The organism is Bradyrhizobium sp. Leo78, assembly GCF_059512425.1.
On sequence record NZ_JCAMOT010000003.1, the window covers coordinates 171,246 to 186,274 of the forward strand.

The window sequence follows — 15,029 nt, forward strand, 5'->3', positions numbered from 1 at the left end:
GAGCGAGTAAGTTGCGCGGAGGGGGCGAGGTGACGAATTCGTTGAGCGACGTAAGCAATGAACTGGCGGCTTTTCGCGTGGGGCGGTGTTGCCGCCGCCGCGCTTTTCTTGACCATTGGTGGTGGCTGGCTTCTGACGCTGCCCTCGCGAGCTGCGTCTGGAAACGCGCCGCCGATCGCAAGCCAGGAGGGTGACGCGACCATCGCGGCGTTGAAGCCGCCGAAACGGCAGCGGCCGCTGATCGCGATCGTCGGCATCAATGAGCAGACCGAAACCACCGACTATCTGATGCCCTATGGCATCCTCAAGCGCGCCGACGTCGCCGACGTGGTGACGCTTGCGACGAGACCCGGACCGGTGACGCTGTTTCCGGTGCTGAAGGTCGAGCCGGATGCCACCATCGCAGCATTCGATGCCGAGCACCCTGATGGCGCCGACTATGTCATCGTCCCCGCCATGAGCCGTGACGACGATCCGGTCGTCGTGCAATGGATCAGGCAACAGGCGCAAAAGGGCGCGATCGTCATCGGTGTCTGCGTCGGCACCATGGTGGTCGCCAGCACTGGACTGCTCGACGGCAAGCGCGCGACGACGCATTGGTACTCCCTGAAAGACCTGCGCGAGAAGCATCCGACGATCCATTACATCAGGGACCGCAGGATCGTGGTCGACCAGGGCGTTGCGACCACAACGGGGATCACAGCTTCGATGCCGATGTCGCTCACGCTGGTCGAAGCGATCGCCGGCCGCGAGAAGGCAGAAGCCGTTGCCCGCGACATCGGCCTGCCCCATTGGGATGCCCGCCACGACAGCGGCGCGTTCCAGTTCACACGACCGTTCGCGCTCACGGCGATCGGGAACACGCTCGCGTTCTGGAACAAGGAGCAGCTCGGCATCGCGCTTGCGCCCGGCATCGACGAAGTCTCGCTCGCGCTCGCCGCCGACGCCTGGTCGCGGACCTATCGTTCGCGCACCGTGACCTTTGCCGCGACGGCGGAGGCGCAGCCAAGCCGCAACGGCCTGCGCATCCTGCCCGATCAGGTCGCGGCCCAGTGGCCCGCCGAGCGATTGCTGCAACCGGTCGGATCACTGGCGCCGGCGCAGGCGCTGGAGCAGACCTTGCTGCGGATCGAGGCACGCTATGGCGGGCGCACGGCCGATTTCGTCGCCATGCAGCTCGAATATCCGAGGCAACGCGTACCGGATTGAAGCGGCGTCGGCTCGCCACCAACAATTTTCCCCCGCCGGCGCCACCGTCATCTGCCTGTCACGAAATGTGCCGACTTCTCGCTCGGACCATTTCGAGGACACCGATGGACTATTTCCGACGCTTCACCTTCCTGTTCGCGGCGCCCGTATTCGATCCGGAGGATCTCGAGGGCATCCGCTTCAACCAGATCATCGACGAGATCCAGCGCTCCGGCTTCGAGGTCGTGCGCGCCCGCAAGCTCGAGGATGCCGAGATCGCGGTGCAGACCGACGCGGCGATCGGCTGCATGGTGGTGGACTGGGGCAAGAAGGGGCTGGAGGGCAAGACCGCATCGCTGATCAATTTGATGCGGCGGCGCGGCCTCGACTTCCCGATCATCCTCCTGATCCGCCGCAAGCGGTTCGAGGACCTGCCGGTCGAGGTGCTCGACTTCATCGACGGCTATGTGTTCCTGTCCGAGGAAACGCCGCCGTTCATTGCCAAGAATTTGATCAGCCGGCTGAAGCAATATGCGGAGACGCTGAAGACGCCGTTCTTCGGCGCGCTGGTCGACTATGCCGAAGAGGGCAACCAGCTCTGGACCTGCCCCGGCCACAATGGCGGCGTGTTCTACAGCCGCAGCCCGATCGGACGCGTGTTCGTCGAACATCTCGGCGAGGCCGTGTTCCGCGATGACCTCGACAATTCCGTGCTCGACCTCGGCGACCTCCTGACCCATGAGGGCCCGGCACTGCGGGCGCAGAAGGAAGCCGCCAGGATCTTCGGCGCGGAGAAGACCTATTTCGTGCTCAACGGCACCTCCACGTCCAACAAGGTCGCACTCGGCTCGCTGGTCACCGACGGCGACCTCGTGCTGTTCGACCGCAACAATCACAAGGCCGCCCACCATGGCGCGCTGCTGCTCGGCGGCGGCATCCCGGTCTATGTGCCGACCGTTCGCAACGCCTGGGGGCTGATCGGGCCGATGCGCTGGGACATGCTCGACGAGACGTCGCTGCGCGAGCGCATCCGCAACCATCCGCTGGTCAAGGACAAGGAGGCCTGGAAGCGGCCCCGTCCCTTCCGCGTCGCCGTGGTCGAGCAGTGCACCTATGACGGCACCATTCATAGTGCGGAGATGATCCTGAGGCGCATCGGTCATCTCTGCGACTACATCCTGTTCGACGAAGCCTGGGCCGGCTTCATGAAGTTCCATCCGATCTATGCCGGCCGCTTCGCGATGGGACTTGCCGACCTCGGCCCCGAGGCGCCCGGCATCATCGCCACGCAATCGACCCACAAGCAGCTCGCCAGCTTCTCGCAGGCTTCGCAGATCCATGTCCGCGACCGCCACATCAAGGGCCAGAAGCGCCGGGTCGAACACCGGCGTTTCAACGAGAGCTTCATGCAGCACGCCTCGACCTCGCCGTTCTATCCGCTGTTCGCCTCGCTCGACGTCGGCGCGCAGATGATGAAGGGCCGCTCCGGCGAGGTGCTGTGGGACGACACGATCCGGCTCGGCATCGAGCTGCGCAAGAAAATCCGCGCCGCCCGCCGCGAGTTCGAGGAGAACGAGGCGCGTCCCGAGCGGCGCTGGTTCTTCGAACCATTCGTGCCGGATCGCGTGATGATCCCGGACGTCGCGCGCGAAGGCGGGGCGCACAATGTCGCCTGGGAAACCATCTCTACCGACCAGCTCGCGACCAACCCTGCGTTCTGGCAGCTCAAGCCTGACGATAGCTGGCATGGCTTCCCGGAGATGACGGCGGGCTTTGCCATGACCGACCCGAACAAGCTGACGCTGCTCACGCCGGGATTCGACCATGCCACGGGCGCCTATGCCGAACACGGCATCCCCGCCCCGGTGGTGGCGCAATATCTGCGGGAGAACCGCATCGTCGCCGAGAAGAACGACCTCAACTCCCTGCTTTTCCTGCTCACCCCCGGCGTCGAGGCGAGCAAGGCGGGGACGCTGATCTCGGGGCTCGTCGCCTTCAAGAAATTGCATGACGACAATGCGCTGCTCGAAGACGTGATCCCCGAATTCTTCCGCCGCCGGCCTGCCCGCTATGCCGGCGTGCGCCTGCGCGACCTCTGCGGCGACATGCACCGCTTCTTCCGCGCGGCCGATGTGAGCGCGCTGCAGCGCAAGCAGTTCCTGCCCGAGCATTTGCCCGAGATCGCGATGTCGCCGCGCGAAGCGTCACGCTACCTCGTGCGCAACGACGTCGATTATCTCCCGATCGGCGAAATTTCGGGCCGCATCGCCGCAACGCCGTTCGTGGTCTATCCGCCCGGCATCGCCACCATCGTGCCCGGTGAACGGCTGTCGGAACAGACGCGGCCGATGATCGATTACCTCAAGATGTTCGAGGCATCGTTCAATGCGTTCCCGGGCTTCGAGGTCGAGATCCAGGGCGTCTACAAGGAAATCGACGATGCGGGCCACGTGCGCCTGTTCACCTACGTGATTTCCGAGTGACGGCCGATGAACGAAGAGCGGATCATCGTCAGGGCCTCGCGCGAGGCCGATGTCGAAGCCATGCTGTCGATCTACCGCCGCCACATAAGGCGCGGCGTCGACGACAGCGTCGAGGACAGCGGGGTGCCGGAGCCGGATGATTTCCGCGACCGGCGCAAGAATTTCCGCAACCATCGCCTGCCCCATCTGGTCGCGACACGCGACGGCGAGGTGGTCGGTTATGCCTATGTGGTGCTGTTTCGGAAGCGGCCGGCCTATCGCTATGCGGTAAAGCATTCGATCTATGTCCGTCACGACCAGGTCGGCCGCGGCATCGGGCGCCTGCTGCTCGGCGAACTGATCGACGCCTGCGCGGCGGCCGGCTTTCGCCAGATGATCGGCTATATCGACAGCGACAACGCCGCATCGCTGGCGCTGCATCAGCGTTTCGGCTTCGCCCGCGCCGGGCTGTTGCCGGGCGTCGCCTATCGCTTCGGCCGCTGGGCCGACACCGTGATGGTGCAGCGCTCGCTCGGCCCCGGCACCACCGAGCCGCCGCCGCCAGCCCCGCTGTCGCGACGCTAAGCTGCGACGGCCGGCTATGTCGGCCGCCAGCGCACGGGGAAGCTCCGCGCCACCGCAAGCGCCGAGCGCTCGTTGGCCTCGAGCGCGATCTTCTGCGCCAGCATGACGTCTCCGGCCACCAGCGTATCCCTCGGCACGAAACACCAGCCCGCATGCAGCCGGCCGAGTTCGTCCAATTCATAGATGTTCATGCCGGTGCCGTGCCGGATCCGGTAGCGTTTGCCGGAGTGGCAGCCAACGACGTCGAAATAGCCGCTCGTCTCGTACTGCACGAGCTGCTCGGGCGTCAGCCATTCCTTCAGCAGCGCCAGACCGCGCGACTGGCTGTCATCCAGCACGCAATATTCGACGAACCGCCGCCAAGCCGCCCGCGAGAGCCGCGCGGCCTCGGCGAACGCCCGCGACAGCCTGCCGGACATGACGGACCGGCCTAGCCGCCGACAAGTCGCGGATAGAACAGCGTCTCTTCGGCCTTCGGATCGAAGGAACGGACCACGGTCGGCTGTCCCGACACGTCCCGCACCGCAGCGGTGTAGCCGCTCTTCATCAGTGCGTCGAAGCGCAGTTGCGCTTCGCGCAGGGCCTTCTCGTCGGCGGGATTGAAATTGTGCCGGCTGTCGCCAGTGTGATCCATCACGATTTGCGTCGCCATCCCCGCACTCCCTTGCTGGATGAAACTGCAAAGCTAATGAGAGATTAGGGCGAAAGTTCCGACTGCGCCAGTGCAAAGTCGCGAGAGACCTTTCGATTTCGCACGCCGGCATGATCGCCTCAATTTTAGCCACCGCCGAACCGGCCGCGGCGCACCGCCTCATAACGGTGGCGGGTTTGTGGCTTGATGAACAGCGAGACCACTTCGGGATGCGCCGCGCGGATCCGCTTCTCCAGCGCCTCGACGCAGCGCTCGATATCCGGAGTGCGCAATTCATCGGAAAATTCCAGGCTGAGGCTTGCCACAATCTGGTCCGGGGCGAGGTGAACGGTGGTGACGCCGTTGACGCCCTCGACGCACGGCTCCTTCTCGGCGAGCGCCACGATCGATGCGTTGATCGCACTGTGTGCGGGTTCGCCGATCAGGAGCTCCTTGGTTTCGCGAGCCAATAGCCAGGCGGTTGCCGCTAGCACCAGGCCGATCAGGATCGAGCCGACACCGTCGATTTCGGGCCGTCGCAGGCGGACCGACAAATAGATGCCGAGCGCGGCGATCGAGATGCCGACCAGCGCGGCCGTATCCTCCAAGAGCACCATGAAAGACGGCGGATCCTTGCTTTTCCGCACTGCCTCCAAATAGCTGCTGCCGCCCTTGGAAGCGCGAAATCCCTTCAGCGCGAACCACCATGAGGCGCCCTCGAACAGAAATGACAGCGCCAGCACGACATAGCTCGCCATCACATTCTCGATCGGGATCGGGGTCATCACATGCGAGACGCCCTCATAGAGGGAGACGCCGGCGCCCAGCGCGAACAGCAGGATCGCGACCACGAAGCTCCAGAAATACAGCTCGCGGCCATAGCCGAGCGGATGGCTTGCATCCGGCTCCAGGCTGGACCGATGGTAGCCGTAGAGCAACAGCGCTTCATTGCCGGTATCGACCAGCGAATGCACCCCTTCGCTCAGCATCGAGGAGCTGCCGGTGAACAGCGCCGCGGCAAACTTTGTCACGGCCACCAGGAGATTGCCCGCCAGGGCCGCATAGACAATTTTCTTTGATCGCGACGAAACCCGGGCCATGGTTCTCTTTACCGCAATTCCAAACTGCGGATGCCGCGACGCGTTCCGCAGGTTAGAGTGATGTTCCTGGAACCGGCTTCCCCATCGCGGATTTCCAGTGGCGGTGACGGCGAAGGCGGATCGGAAGCGGCGGTACGATGTCCCTCGAAGATTCCGCCCGGCATGTCGTCGAGTTCGTCAGGGATCACCGCGCCTGGGCGGCGCCGATCGTGTTCGCCCTCGCCTTCGCTGAATCGCTCGCCTTCCTCTCGCTGCTCGTGCCGGCTTGGGCGGTGCTGGTCGCGATCGGCGCGATGATGCGGAGCGGCGGCATCGCCTTCCTGCCGATGCTCCTCGCCGGCGCGCTTGGTGCAGCGTTCGGCGACTGGCTGTCCTACTGGATCGGCGGCAAGTTCGAGCATTCGATCGCCAGGATGTGGCCGTTCTCGCGGTATCCTCATCTTTTGGTGCAGGGCGAGGCCTTCCTCAAGAAATGGGGCGTGCTCGCGATCTTCATCGGCCGCTTCTCCGGCCCCTTGCGCGCCTCGGTGCCGATCGTCGCCGGCATGCTGCGGATGCCGCAGCAGCCGTTCCAGATCGCGAATTTCGTCTCGGCGTTCATCTGGGTCGCGGTGCTGCTGCAACTCGGCGACATCGGCGGGATCGTGTGGGCGTGGCTGTGGGAGCATGTGGTGCAGCGGTTTTGGCGGTGAGCGGCGCGCTCGCTGACGCCGTCATTGCGAGCGGAGCGAAGCAATCCATCTCGCCACTTGCGGAGGCATGGATTGCTTCGCTCCGCTCGCAATGACGGGTGGTGAGTTCCGATACAAATTTCAAACAGCGAGAGGATGTGCGTTCGCATTCTCGCGGCGCTTTGCGTCCGAGCTTTGCATCACGTTCCGCCCTCTCGAAGCACAGAGGGCGCAGGGAAAGCCGGGTGCTGGTTGCACCCGTGGGTCCCGTGCAACAAAAAGCACGGGGGTAGGACCACAGGTTCAACCGAAGCATTCCGGCTTTCCCTGCGCGATGGTGTTACGGTTTCCTTCGTGCTCTCCTTGGTGACCGGGCTTTCTTGCCACCATCGCCTCTCGCGCGGATTTCTTCGCGCAAAAAAACTTAGCGCCAGCGTCGGGGCGCCAGGACCACACGACTTCGCCGTCCGTGAGTGCCACGCTCGTCAGTCGTGACACTCCCGTCCACCGCATCTCACCGCAACGTTCGTGACGATCGCGACCCGCCCCTCATTCGCGCTGAGACGCGCGGAGTTAAATCACTGATTTGCCCGACGGGTTAAGCGATTTATTTTTGTGCGAAGGTCTGGACGCGGCAAATCACGTTGAAATCGTTAGAAAAAATGGCGGATAGCCGCATCGGTATCTGACGACCAGTCCACACTCGATCGACCAATTCGTGATCGAGATCAAGGCGGCATCGCTCGAAGTCGCGATAAATGGGCCAATGGACAAGGTTACTTTCGTCGCGGCCACGCTGTCGTTGCTGGCAACGCCAGGCCCAACCAATACGTTGCTTGCTACATCGGGAGCCGGCGTCGGACCATGTCGCTCGGCCCATCTGCTGGCGGCGGAGCTGAGCGGTTACCTGCTCGCCATCGTTTTGCTGCGATCCATCCTGGGCCCGGTCATCGCGACGGTACCCGAGTTCGGGATCGGCCTTCGGATCGCCGTCGTGATCTATCTCATCTACCTCGCTGCGATGCTCTGGCGTCATGGAGCTCGTCAGGTGGGCGACGCTGCGCCGGTGACCTTTGGCCGTGTCTTCGTCACCACCTTGCTGAATCCCAAGGCGATCATCTTTGCCTTCACGATCCTGCCATCGGCGATCGGTCCGGTCGAGCTGCTGCCCTGGCTTGCGGCTTTGGCGACCCAGATTGTCACAGTTGGCGCCGGCTGGTTTCTGCTCGGCACTTCGCTACGCCATGGGTTTGGCGGCAGGGTAGGCCCTGCGATCGGCTACAGGCTCAGCGCGATCGCGCTCGTTGTGCTGGCGGCAATGATCGGCGTGCATTCCCTCGGGATCGCCTGATCAGAAGTTCACCGCCATCTCGGCGAGACGGCGATGGGCATGCTCGCGCGCGATTCGGATTGGTTCGGCCGGGCCGGTGGTGGGCCCGATCGGCACGAAACGCACGCTGCTGATGCCGATGAAGCGGAGCGCCTCGCGCAAATAGGGCGTCGCCATATCGATGCGTCCGCGATTCATGCCGGTGATGAAGTCGCTGCCGCTGGCGAGGATGACGAGCGTCGGCCGGTCTTTGAGCAGCGGCAGATAACCTTGCGACGGATCGAAACGGAACGTCAGCCCGGGCTGGATGATGACGTCGAGCCAATGCTTGAGCTTGTAAGGAATGCCAAAGTTCCACATCGGTGTCGAGATCAGCACGCGGTCGGCGAGAGCGAGACGCAAGGCGATGCTCTCGGCGGCGGCGAAGCCGTCACGCTCGGCATCAGTGAAAGCCTGGCCCTTCAGGCGGGCGTATTTGGCATCGAGGATCGCGCCGGAAAATTCTGGTAAATGATCGCTCCAGAGGTTCATCAGGTCGATGTCCCAGTCCGGCCGCGCTTTCCGAAAATGCTCGAGGAAGATGCGCGCGCCGGCTGCCGATTCCGAATCGGCGCGCGGCGAGCAGGCGAGATGAAGGAGCTTGGGCACCCCTTGCGCCTTTCACTCCAGCGCCTTGATGACGATGTCGGCGTTGATCACGACCGCGACGTTCTGCAGCGCGAAGTTGATCGAGGCATTGTGCCAGTCCGCATTCATGGTCGAGCAGCAATCCTCCGGCACGATCATGAAATAGCCCTTGTCAGCGCCGGTGCGGGCGGTGTGCTCGACCGACATGTTGGTCCAGGCACCCGTATTGATGATCATGTCGCGGCCTGTGGCCTTCAAGATGGTTTCCAGCCGCGTGCCCTCCCAGGCGCTCATGCGCATCTTCTCGACGACGAAATCGCCCGCGCGCGGCTCGAGCCCCGACACCGGCGCGGCGCCCCAACTGCCGCGCACCATGGCCTTGCTGTCGACGAGGCCTTCGAACAGCGGCGCATTCAGCGTGACGCCCGGCGCGCCCGGCTCGACGATGAACCAGACATGGATGATGACGACGCCGCGCGAGCGCGCGACTTCCGCAAGGCGACGAACATTGTCGACGACGCGCTGTTGCCGCGCATGCGCCGGCGCACCTGATTCCGCGAACGCGCCGCCGTCCATGATGACGTCGTTCTGCAGATCCTGGATGATCATCGCGCAGCGCTGCGGATCAAGCCGCATCTCGCCATCGGTCAGGTGAGGGGCGGGCGCCGAAGAAGCCGCAGCAGCGCTACCGCGCCGGCCGCTCATATAGGGCTCGTGACGCGGACCGACCTTGGTCGGGATCGCGTAGACCGAATGGGTCGCGGTCAGATAAAGCGTGCGGAAGTCAGGACCGCCCCAGGCGAGATTGGCGACAAGCTCGGGCAGGCGCACCTTGCCGAGCAATTCGCCGCTGCGCGAATAGACCCAGACGCCGCCGGGCGCGGTGACCCAGACATTGCCGTGCTGGTCGCACTTCATGCCGTCGGGCACGCCGGGCTCGAACTCTGAACGGATGTTGCTGGCAAAGACGCGCGGATTAGCGAGCGCGCCGTCGGCCTCGACGTCGAAGGCGCGGATCAGCGCCTGCACGGTGTCGTTGACGTAGAGCACACGCTCGTCCGGCGAGAAACAGAGTCCGTTCGGTTGCTCGAACAAATTGCGGTCGACGAGCAGGCGGGGTGCGCCGCCACCTGGCGGCACGCGATAGACGCCCTGGAAGCCGAGCTGGCGCGGCCGCTCGACGCCATAGACCGGCATGCGGCCATACCATGGATCGGAGAAATAGATCGCGCCGCTCGAATGGACACAGACGTCGTTCGGGCTGTTGAGCTCCTGGTTCTCGAAATGCGAAGCGAGCACGTCGCGCCGTCCATCCGGCCGCTCGCGGATCAGCGAGGAGGTGGCGTGCTCGCAGACGATCAGGTTCAACTCCGAGTCATAGGTCATCCCGTTACATTTGTTGGAGGGGCGCCTGACCTCGACGACGCCGCGCCGCGCATCCCAGCGCCGGCGCACGTCGGCCGGCATGTCCGAGAACAGGAGATAATGATCGGTCGGATGCCAGATCGGGCCCTCCGTGAACTCGAAGCCGGTGCCCACCTGGCCGACCGGCGCATAGGGATCGATCAGGTTCTCGAATTCCGGCCGCAGCGTGACGTGCGTCATCGGCTAAAGTCCTCTTGCGCTCACGCCGGGAACCAGTGGCGCTCCGGCAGGCTCTGCACGATCGGGCCCGGCACCTGGTCGTGCAATCGGCCGACCACTGCACCGCCTTCGATCTTGGCGGGTCGGTCGTGGACCGGCAGCAGATAGCGCGAGCTGCTGAGCAGCTTCTTGATCGCGGCCTTCTCCGCGCGCTTGCTGGTGCCGTGGTTGCCGGTGGTTCGCGGCTCCCAGTCATGGATCTCGTTGAAGGGCGTCACGATCTGGTCGTTGAAATCATAGATCACGTCGCCGCAGATCGTGGCGATGCCATCGGCGGTGTGGACGTGGATATTCATCGAGCCCTCGGTGTGAGCATTGGCGGCGTCGCAATAGACGCCGGGCATCAGTTCGATCGGGCCGGTGATCTCGAGATCGAGGAAGCGCAGCGCGCCTTTGGTGTGCAAGCGGTCGACCAGGTGCTTGATGTCGGGCGCCGGATATTGCGGATGCATCAGGCCGGACACGGAATATTCCAGCTCGCGGCGGTTGAGAACGACGGTCGTGTTCATCGGAAACAGATCGTCCTTGCCGGCGTGGTCGATATGGAGATGAGTGTGGCAGACGAAGCGCACGTCGCCCATGCGTACGCCGTGACGCGCAAGCTGGTTCTCGATCATGTTCTCGTGGAATTGCAGGCCGCGCATGCCCAGCGTCTCCATGATCTGGTTGGAGCGATAGCCGGTGTCGACCACGACAGGATAGGGGCCGCCGAGGATCAGGAAACCGAGCGTCAGCACGCGCCGGGTGCGGCCGCAGTCGCGCCCGAGCACGAGGAAGCTCGACTCCAACTCGATATCGCCATAGTCCAGGATCTTGATTTCCAGCGGCATCCATTCCCTCCCGATTGATCTTGCTTTGTGCGACTTCGTGCGCCGTCATCCGATACGATAGACGCGCATCGCGGTGGCCCTGAAGATGGCGTCGCGCTGCTCACCTCGAAGCTGCACGGTGGCCGCGCGATAGGTGGCGATCAGTTCGCGGTAGCTGGTCCAGAGTTTCTCGATCGGAAAGTTTGAGCCGAACAGGCAGCGCTCGGCGCCGAAGACATTGACGGTGTCTTCAATGATCCCACGGATATGTGCGAGGTCGTTGCGATGGATGAAGGTGCCGAGCCCCGAAAGTTTCGAGACCACGTTCGGGCAGCGTGCGAGCCTTGCCATGCCGGCGCGCCAGGCGGCGCGGCCTTCCGGCGACAGGTCTTCCAGCATGCCGGCGTGCTGCAGGATGAAGGTTACGTCGGGGCAGGATTCGGCGAGGCCGGCGGCATCCGCCATCTGCGGTGCGAACACCTGCAGGTCAAAACTCCAGCCATAATCAGCAAGGTGGCCGACGTTGCGGCGGATCACGGGATCGGCGCAGAGATCGGCGCGCGCGGCGAAACGGTAGAGCGGATTTTCATGCCAGTGCAGCTGCATGCGCACGCCACGCACCAGCGGATAGCGCGCGAGGCGGTCGAGTTGCGGGCGCACGTCGCTGGCGGAGAAGTCGGCATAGGCGACGATGGCATGCGGCCAGCCGTGCTCGCCCGCTGTCTGCTGCACCCAGGCCGCCTCGTCCTCGAAGCGATCAGTGGGCCAGTTGGTCTGGACATAGACCGAGCGGATCACGCCGGTGCCGGCGAGGTCGTCGAGATATTCGCGGATCGGATAGTCGCGGCGGATCGGCTCATAAGGGCCGAAGATGCGCGGCTGCATCGGGCCGGACAGCCAGGCGAGATCCGCCTGCCGCCAGATGTGGTGGTGGGCGTCGACAATGTCGGTCATGCCGCTCTCCTTCCTCCGAGCGACAACAGATGCGATACGACGGCGGCGCTCGACCCGCCGTCGGAGAGGTCATCGACGAAACGCGCGATCGCGATCAGCGCTTCGGTCTGCGGCCGGAAGTCAGGTCCGCTCGCAAGCGGCGTCAGCCAACTCAGGGACCAGGCGCGTCGCGACAATTTGGCGACCGCGTCGCGCAAGGCTGAGATGTCGCCGCGCTCCAATCCGTCGGAGACCACGACCACGGCGGCGCCGCGCGCGTAGCCGCCAAACCGCGGCACGGCGAGAAATGCCTGCAAGGCGTCGCCGATGCGGGTGCCGCCGTCCCAGTCGCTGACGAGATGTGCGGCTGCGTTCAGCGCCTGCTCGCGACGCTTCAGGCGCAGCGCGCGGGTGACGCGCGTCAACCGGGTGCCAAAGGTGAACACCTCGACATTGCGGGCGGCCTGGATCAGCGCATGCGCGAGCTTCATGTTCTCCTCGGTGCGCGCCTTCATCGAGCCCGAGACGTCGATCAGGAGCAGAATCTTGCGCGGGCGCTGGCGGCGTTTCAGATGCCCGAGACGCAGCACCTCGCCGTCATTGCGCACGCTGTCGCGCAAGGTGCGGCGGATGTCGGCGAAGGGGCCGCGGCGCGCCCGCATCCGCCGGTGGCCGCGGCGACGCGGCAGCCGCCGCGGCGCTTCGCGCGCGAGCCGGCGCAGCACATCGCCGGTCGTGCCGTGGGCAAAGCGGCGCTCGACCAGCGCCTCGGTGCGGGCGGCGGCGAGGCCGGATTCGTTGGCCTCGTCGGCGAGCGGCGGTTCGTCCTCGCCGCGGCCGTCCTCCTGCAGGCGCACGATGTCTTCGTCTTCGCCCTCGGCCCGCTCGATGGCCTCAGCACCGCGGAAATGGATATCGAACAGCCGGTCATAGGTCGCGCGCCGTTCCGGCGGCGGCGCGAGTGTCGCGAGACCCGCGCGGCGGATGTGCTCCAGGCTGCGCGGCCCGAGCAATTCGATCGCGGCGAGGAAGGCGGTGGTTTGTTCTGGCGCGACGGCGAAGCCGTTGTGGCGCAGCAGCGCGACGAAGGAGATGAACGCTTGTGCGGCGCGCGGCAGTAGCAATTCGTCGGTCACGCTGCAGCCTCCGCTATCAGCGCATCGAGCCGGGGCGAGATGAAATGCAGATCCTCCTCGTCCTTCAGCGCGACGCCGATCGAGCGCTTGAACGCGTCCGGCCAGCGTGCGCCGCCCTTATGCAAGAGCGTCGCCGCCTCGGCCCAGTCGACGGCTTCCGCGATGCCGGGCGCCTTGCTCAGCGGTTCGCGCCTGAGTTTTTCGACCGCGGCAACGACAGCGCGGGCGGTGGAGTCGGCGACGCTGGAAGCCCGCATCATGACGATACGCGCTTCGCGCTCGGCCGAGGGATAGTCGATCCAGTGGTAGACGCAGCGGCGGCGCAGCGCCTCGTGCAGGTCGCGCGTCCGGTTCGATGTCAGCACCACGACCGGATGTTCCGACGCACGCACCGTGCCGCGCTCGGGAATGGAGATCTGGAAATCGGAGAGGAATTCGAGCAGGAAGGCCTCGAACTCCTGGTCGGCGCGATCGATTTCGTCGATCAAGAGCACGGTCGAGTCAGGCGCGCGCAGCGCAGCGAGCATCGGCCGTTCGATCAGGAAGCTCTCGCCATAGATGTCGATGGTCTCGTCGCCGGCCTGCCGGATCGCCAGCATCTGGCGCGGATAGTTCCACTCATAGAGCGCGGCCGCGGCGTCGATGCCCTCATAGCATTGCAGGCGGATCAATCTGCGGCCGAGCACGGCGGCGATCGCCTTGGCGGCCTCGGTCTTGCCGACGCCGGGCGCGCCTTCGAGCAGCAGCGGCTTGCCGAGCGCGAGCGAGAGATAGGCTGACGTCGCGATGCCGTCGTCGGCAAGATAGTAGGCTGCGCGCAGCGCCTTCTCCAGCGCCTCTGGCGAGTCGATGCCGACGATGTTGCTGCGAACCGGCATATCTGCTGCCTCTAGCGCCGCGCCTGCGGCCGCGCGCCGCCCTGCGCCTTGATCGCGCGCAGAACCTTTTCCGGCGTAATCGGCAGTTCATCGATGCGGACGCCGACGGCGTTGAAGATCGCGTTCGCCACAGCCGGCAGCACCGGGTTGGCGCACATCTCGCCCGGGCCCTTGGCGCCGAACGGTCCGTCGGCGGCGGGGCGTTCCAGGACCGCGATGTCATGCGGGCAGATGTCGCCGGGCCCCGGCATCAGATATTCGACGAAGTCGCGCGGGCCGTGGCTCGGGTCGGGATAATAGGGCTCGGGCGTCTCGTAGAGCGCGTGGCTGATGCCCATCCAGGCGCCGCCGACCAGTTGCTGCTCGACCAGCCGCGGATTGAGCGCACGCCCGAGCTCATAGGCGCTGTCCATGCGGACCATCGCGACTTCGCCGGTCTCGTCATCGACCTCGACCTCGGCGACCAGGCAGGCATGCGCGTAGCATGTGGCAGGCGACATCTCGCCGGTTTCAGGATCGACGTCGGAGAGCGGCACCAGGAAGATGCCGCGGCCGGAGATCGTCTTGCCCTGCTTGAACTGCGCGGCGATCGCCACATCCTTGGTCGAGATGGATCGATGCGGCGCGCCCTTGACGTGGATGTTACCGCGGCCGTCGGTATCGAGATCGGCGGCGTTGAGTTCCAGCTCTTCGGCGGCCGCTTCCATCATCACGCCACGAGCCTCGCGTGCGGCCATCATTACCGCATTGCCGACGCGATGCGTGCCGCGCGAGGCAAACGAGCCCATGCAGTGCGGCCCGGTATCGGAATCGGCGGTGTCGACATAGACGTCCTCGACCGGCACGCCGAGCGTCTCCGCGCAGATCTGCCGCGTCACCGACTTCATGCCCTGGCCGAGATCGATCGAGGACAGCGCCACCGTGAACTTGCCGCTGGGATTGGAGTGCACCAGCGCCTGGCTGGGGTCGCCGCCGAGATTCATCCCGATCGGGTAGTTGATCGACGCGATGCCGCGTCCGCGATGTCTTGTCATG

15 protein-coding genes are annotated in these 15,029 nt (G+C 65.0%); 5 read left to right on the forward strand and 10 right to left on the reverse strand.

Annotation, left to right across the window (positions count from 1 at the left end; all coding sequences use genetic code 11):
* Positions 1 to 57 precede the first annotated feature (57 nt).
* The 3 genes from AC5ZG1_RS05480 to AC5ZG1_RS05490 all read left to right on the forward strand — a co-directional run bounded on the left by AC5ZG1_RS05480 (position 58) and on the right by AC5ZG1_RS05490 (position 4,235).
* On the forward strand, positions 58 to 1,209 hold the full coding sequence (locus tag AC5ZG1_RS05480) for a DJ-1/PfpI family protein (protein WP_496132196.1): 1,152 nt from the start codon (positions 58 to 60) through the stop codon (positions 1,207 to 1,209).
* 104 nt (positions 1,210 to 1,313) lie between these two features.
* Positions 1,314 to 3,671: an Orn/Lys/Arg family decarboxylase gene (locus tag AC5ZG1_RS05485; protein WP_496132197.1), complete on the forward strand. Its 2,358-nt coding sequence runs from the start codon at positions 1,314 to 1,316 to the stop codon at positions 3,669 to 3,671.
* 6 nt (positions 3,672 to 3,677) lie between these two features.
* Positions 3,678 to 4,235, forward strand: coding sequence for a GNAT family N-acetyltransferase (locus AC5ZG1_RS05490; protein ID WP_464344936.1), 558 nt, complete (start codon positions 3,678 to 3,680; stop codon positions 4,233 to 4,235).
* Positions 4,236 to 4,249: 14 nt separating this feature from the next.
* On the opposite strand, the gene AC5ZG1_RS05495 is transcribed toward AC5ZG1_RS05490, so the two are convergent.
* From AC5ZG1_RS05495 to AC5ZG1_RS05505, 3 genes are all read right to left on the reverse strand, one after another.
* Positions 4,250 to 4,654, reverse strand: a complete 405-nt coding sequence (locus AC5ZG1_RS05495) for a hypothetical protein (protein WP_245287252.1) — start codon at positions 4,652 to 4,654, stop codon at positions 4,250 to 4,252.
* An 11-nt stretch (positions 4,655 to 4,665) separates the two neighbouring features.
* Positions 4,666 to 4,887 carry a hypothetical protein gene (locus tag AC5ZG1_RS05500; protein ID WP_130229773.1) on the reverse strand — a complete coding sequence of 74 codons (222 nt, stop codon included), beginning with the start codon at positions 4,885 to 4,887 and terminating at the stop codon, positions 4,666 to 4,668.
* A gap of 125 nt (positions 4,888 to 5,012) precedes the next feature.
* A complete protein-coding gene (locus AC5ZG1_RS05505) occupies positions 5,013 to 5,966 on the reverse strand; it encodes a cation diffusion facilitator family transporter (protein WP_496132198.1) in 954 nt (317 codons plus the stop codon).
* A 137-nt stretch (positions 5,967 to 6,103) separates the two neighbouring features.
* On the opposite strand from AC5ZG1_RS05505, the gene AC5ZG1_RS05510 reads away from it, so the two are divergent.
* Together AC5ZG1_RS05510 and AC5ZG1_RS05515 are read left to right on the forward strand one after the other, a co-directional pair.
* On the forward strand, positions 6,104 to 6,658 hold the full coding sequence (locus AC5ZG1_RS05510) for a DedA family protein (RefSeq protein WP_496132199.1): 555 nt from the start codon (positions 6,104 to 6,106) through the stop codon (positions 6,656 to 6,658).
* A gap of 697 nt (positions 6,659 to 7,355) precedes the next feature.
* A complete protein-coding gene (locus tag AC5ZG1_RS05515; RefSeq protein WP_496132200.1) occupies positions 7,356 to 7,988 on the forward strand; it encodes a LysE family translocator in 633 nt (210 codons plus the stop codon).
* On the opposite strand, the gene AC5ZG1_RS05520 is transcribed toward AC5ZG1_RS05515, so the two are convergent.
* The 7 genes from AC5ZG1_RS05520 to AC5ZG1_RS05550 are packed head-to-tail and all read right to left on the reverse strand — an operon-like array spanning position 7,989 to position 15,028.
* A complete protein-coding gene (locus AC5ZG1_RS05520; RefSeq protein WP_496132201.1) occupies positions 7,989 to 8,615 on the reverse strand; it encodes an FMN-dependent NADH-azoreductase in 627 nt (208 codons plus the stop codon). It abuts the gene before it with no gap.
* Positions 8,616 to 8,627: 12 nt separating this feature from the next.
* Positions 8,628 to 10,199: an isochorismatase family protein gene (locus AC5ZG1_RS05525; protein ID WP_496132202.1), complete on the reverse strand. Its 1,572-nt coding sequence runs from the start codon at positions 10,197 to 10,199 to the stop codon at positions 8,628 to 8,630.
* Positions 10,200 to 10,219: 20 nt separating this feature from the next.
* A complete protein-coding gene (locus tag AC5ZG1_RS05530; RefSeq protein ID WP_463328344.1) occupies positions 10,220 to 11,068 on the reverse strand; it encodes an MBL fold metallo-hydrolase in 849 nt (282 codons plus the stop codon).
* A 45-nt stretch (positions 11,069 to 11,113) separates the two neighbouring features.
* Complete coding sequence (locus tag AC5ZG1_RS05535; protein WP_463328343.1) at positions 11,114 to 12,001, reverse strand: amidohydrolase family protein; 888 nt, start codon at positions 11,999 to 12,001, stop codon at positions 11,114 to 11,116.
* Positions 11,998 to 13,116 (reverse strand): vWA domain-containing protein, encoded by a 1,119-nt coding sequence (locus tag AC5ZG1_RS05540; protein WP_496132203.1) that lies wholly within the window; start codon positions 13,114 to 13,116, stop codon positions 11,998 to 12,000. The genes AC5ZG1_RS05535 and AC5ZG1_RS05540 overlap by 4 nt, the downstream gene beginning before the upstream one ends.
* Entirely contained in the window at positions 13,113 to 13,994 is an 882-nt protein-coding gene (locus tag AC5ZG1_RS05545; RefSeq protein WP_496132204.1) for an AAA family ATPase, read from the reverse strand. The genes AC5ZG1_RS05540 and AC5ZG1_RS05545 overlap by 4 nt, the downstream gene beginning before the upstream one ends.
* Positions 13,995 to 14,005: 11 nt before the next feature.
* Positions 14,006 to 15,028, reverse strand: a complete 1,023-nt coding sequence (locus AC5ZG1_RS05550) for a xanthine dehydrogenase family protein molybdopterin-binding subunit (protein ID WP_496132205.1) — start codon at positions 15,026 to 15,028, stop codon at positions 14,006 to 14,008.
* Position 15,029: the final 1 nt, after the last annotated feature.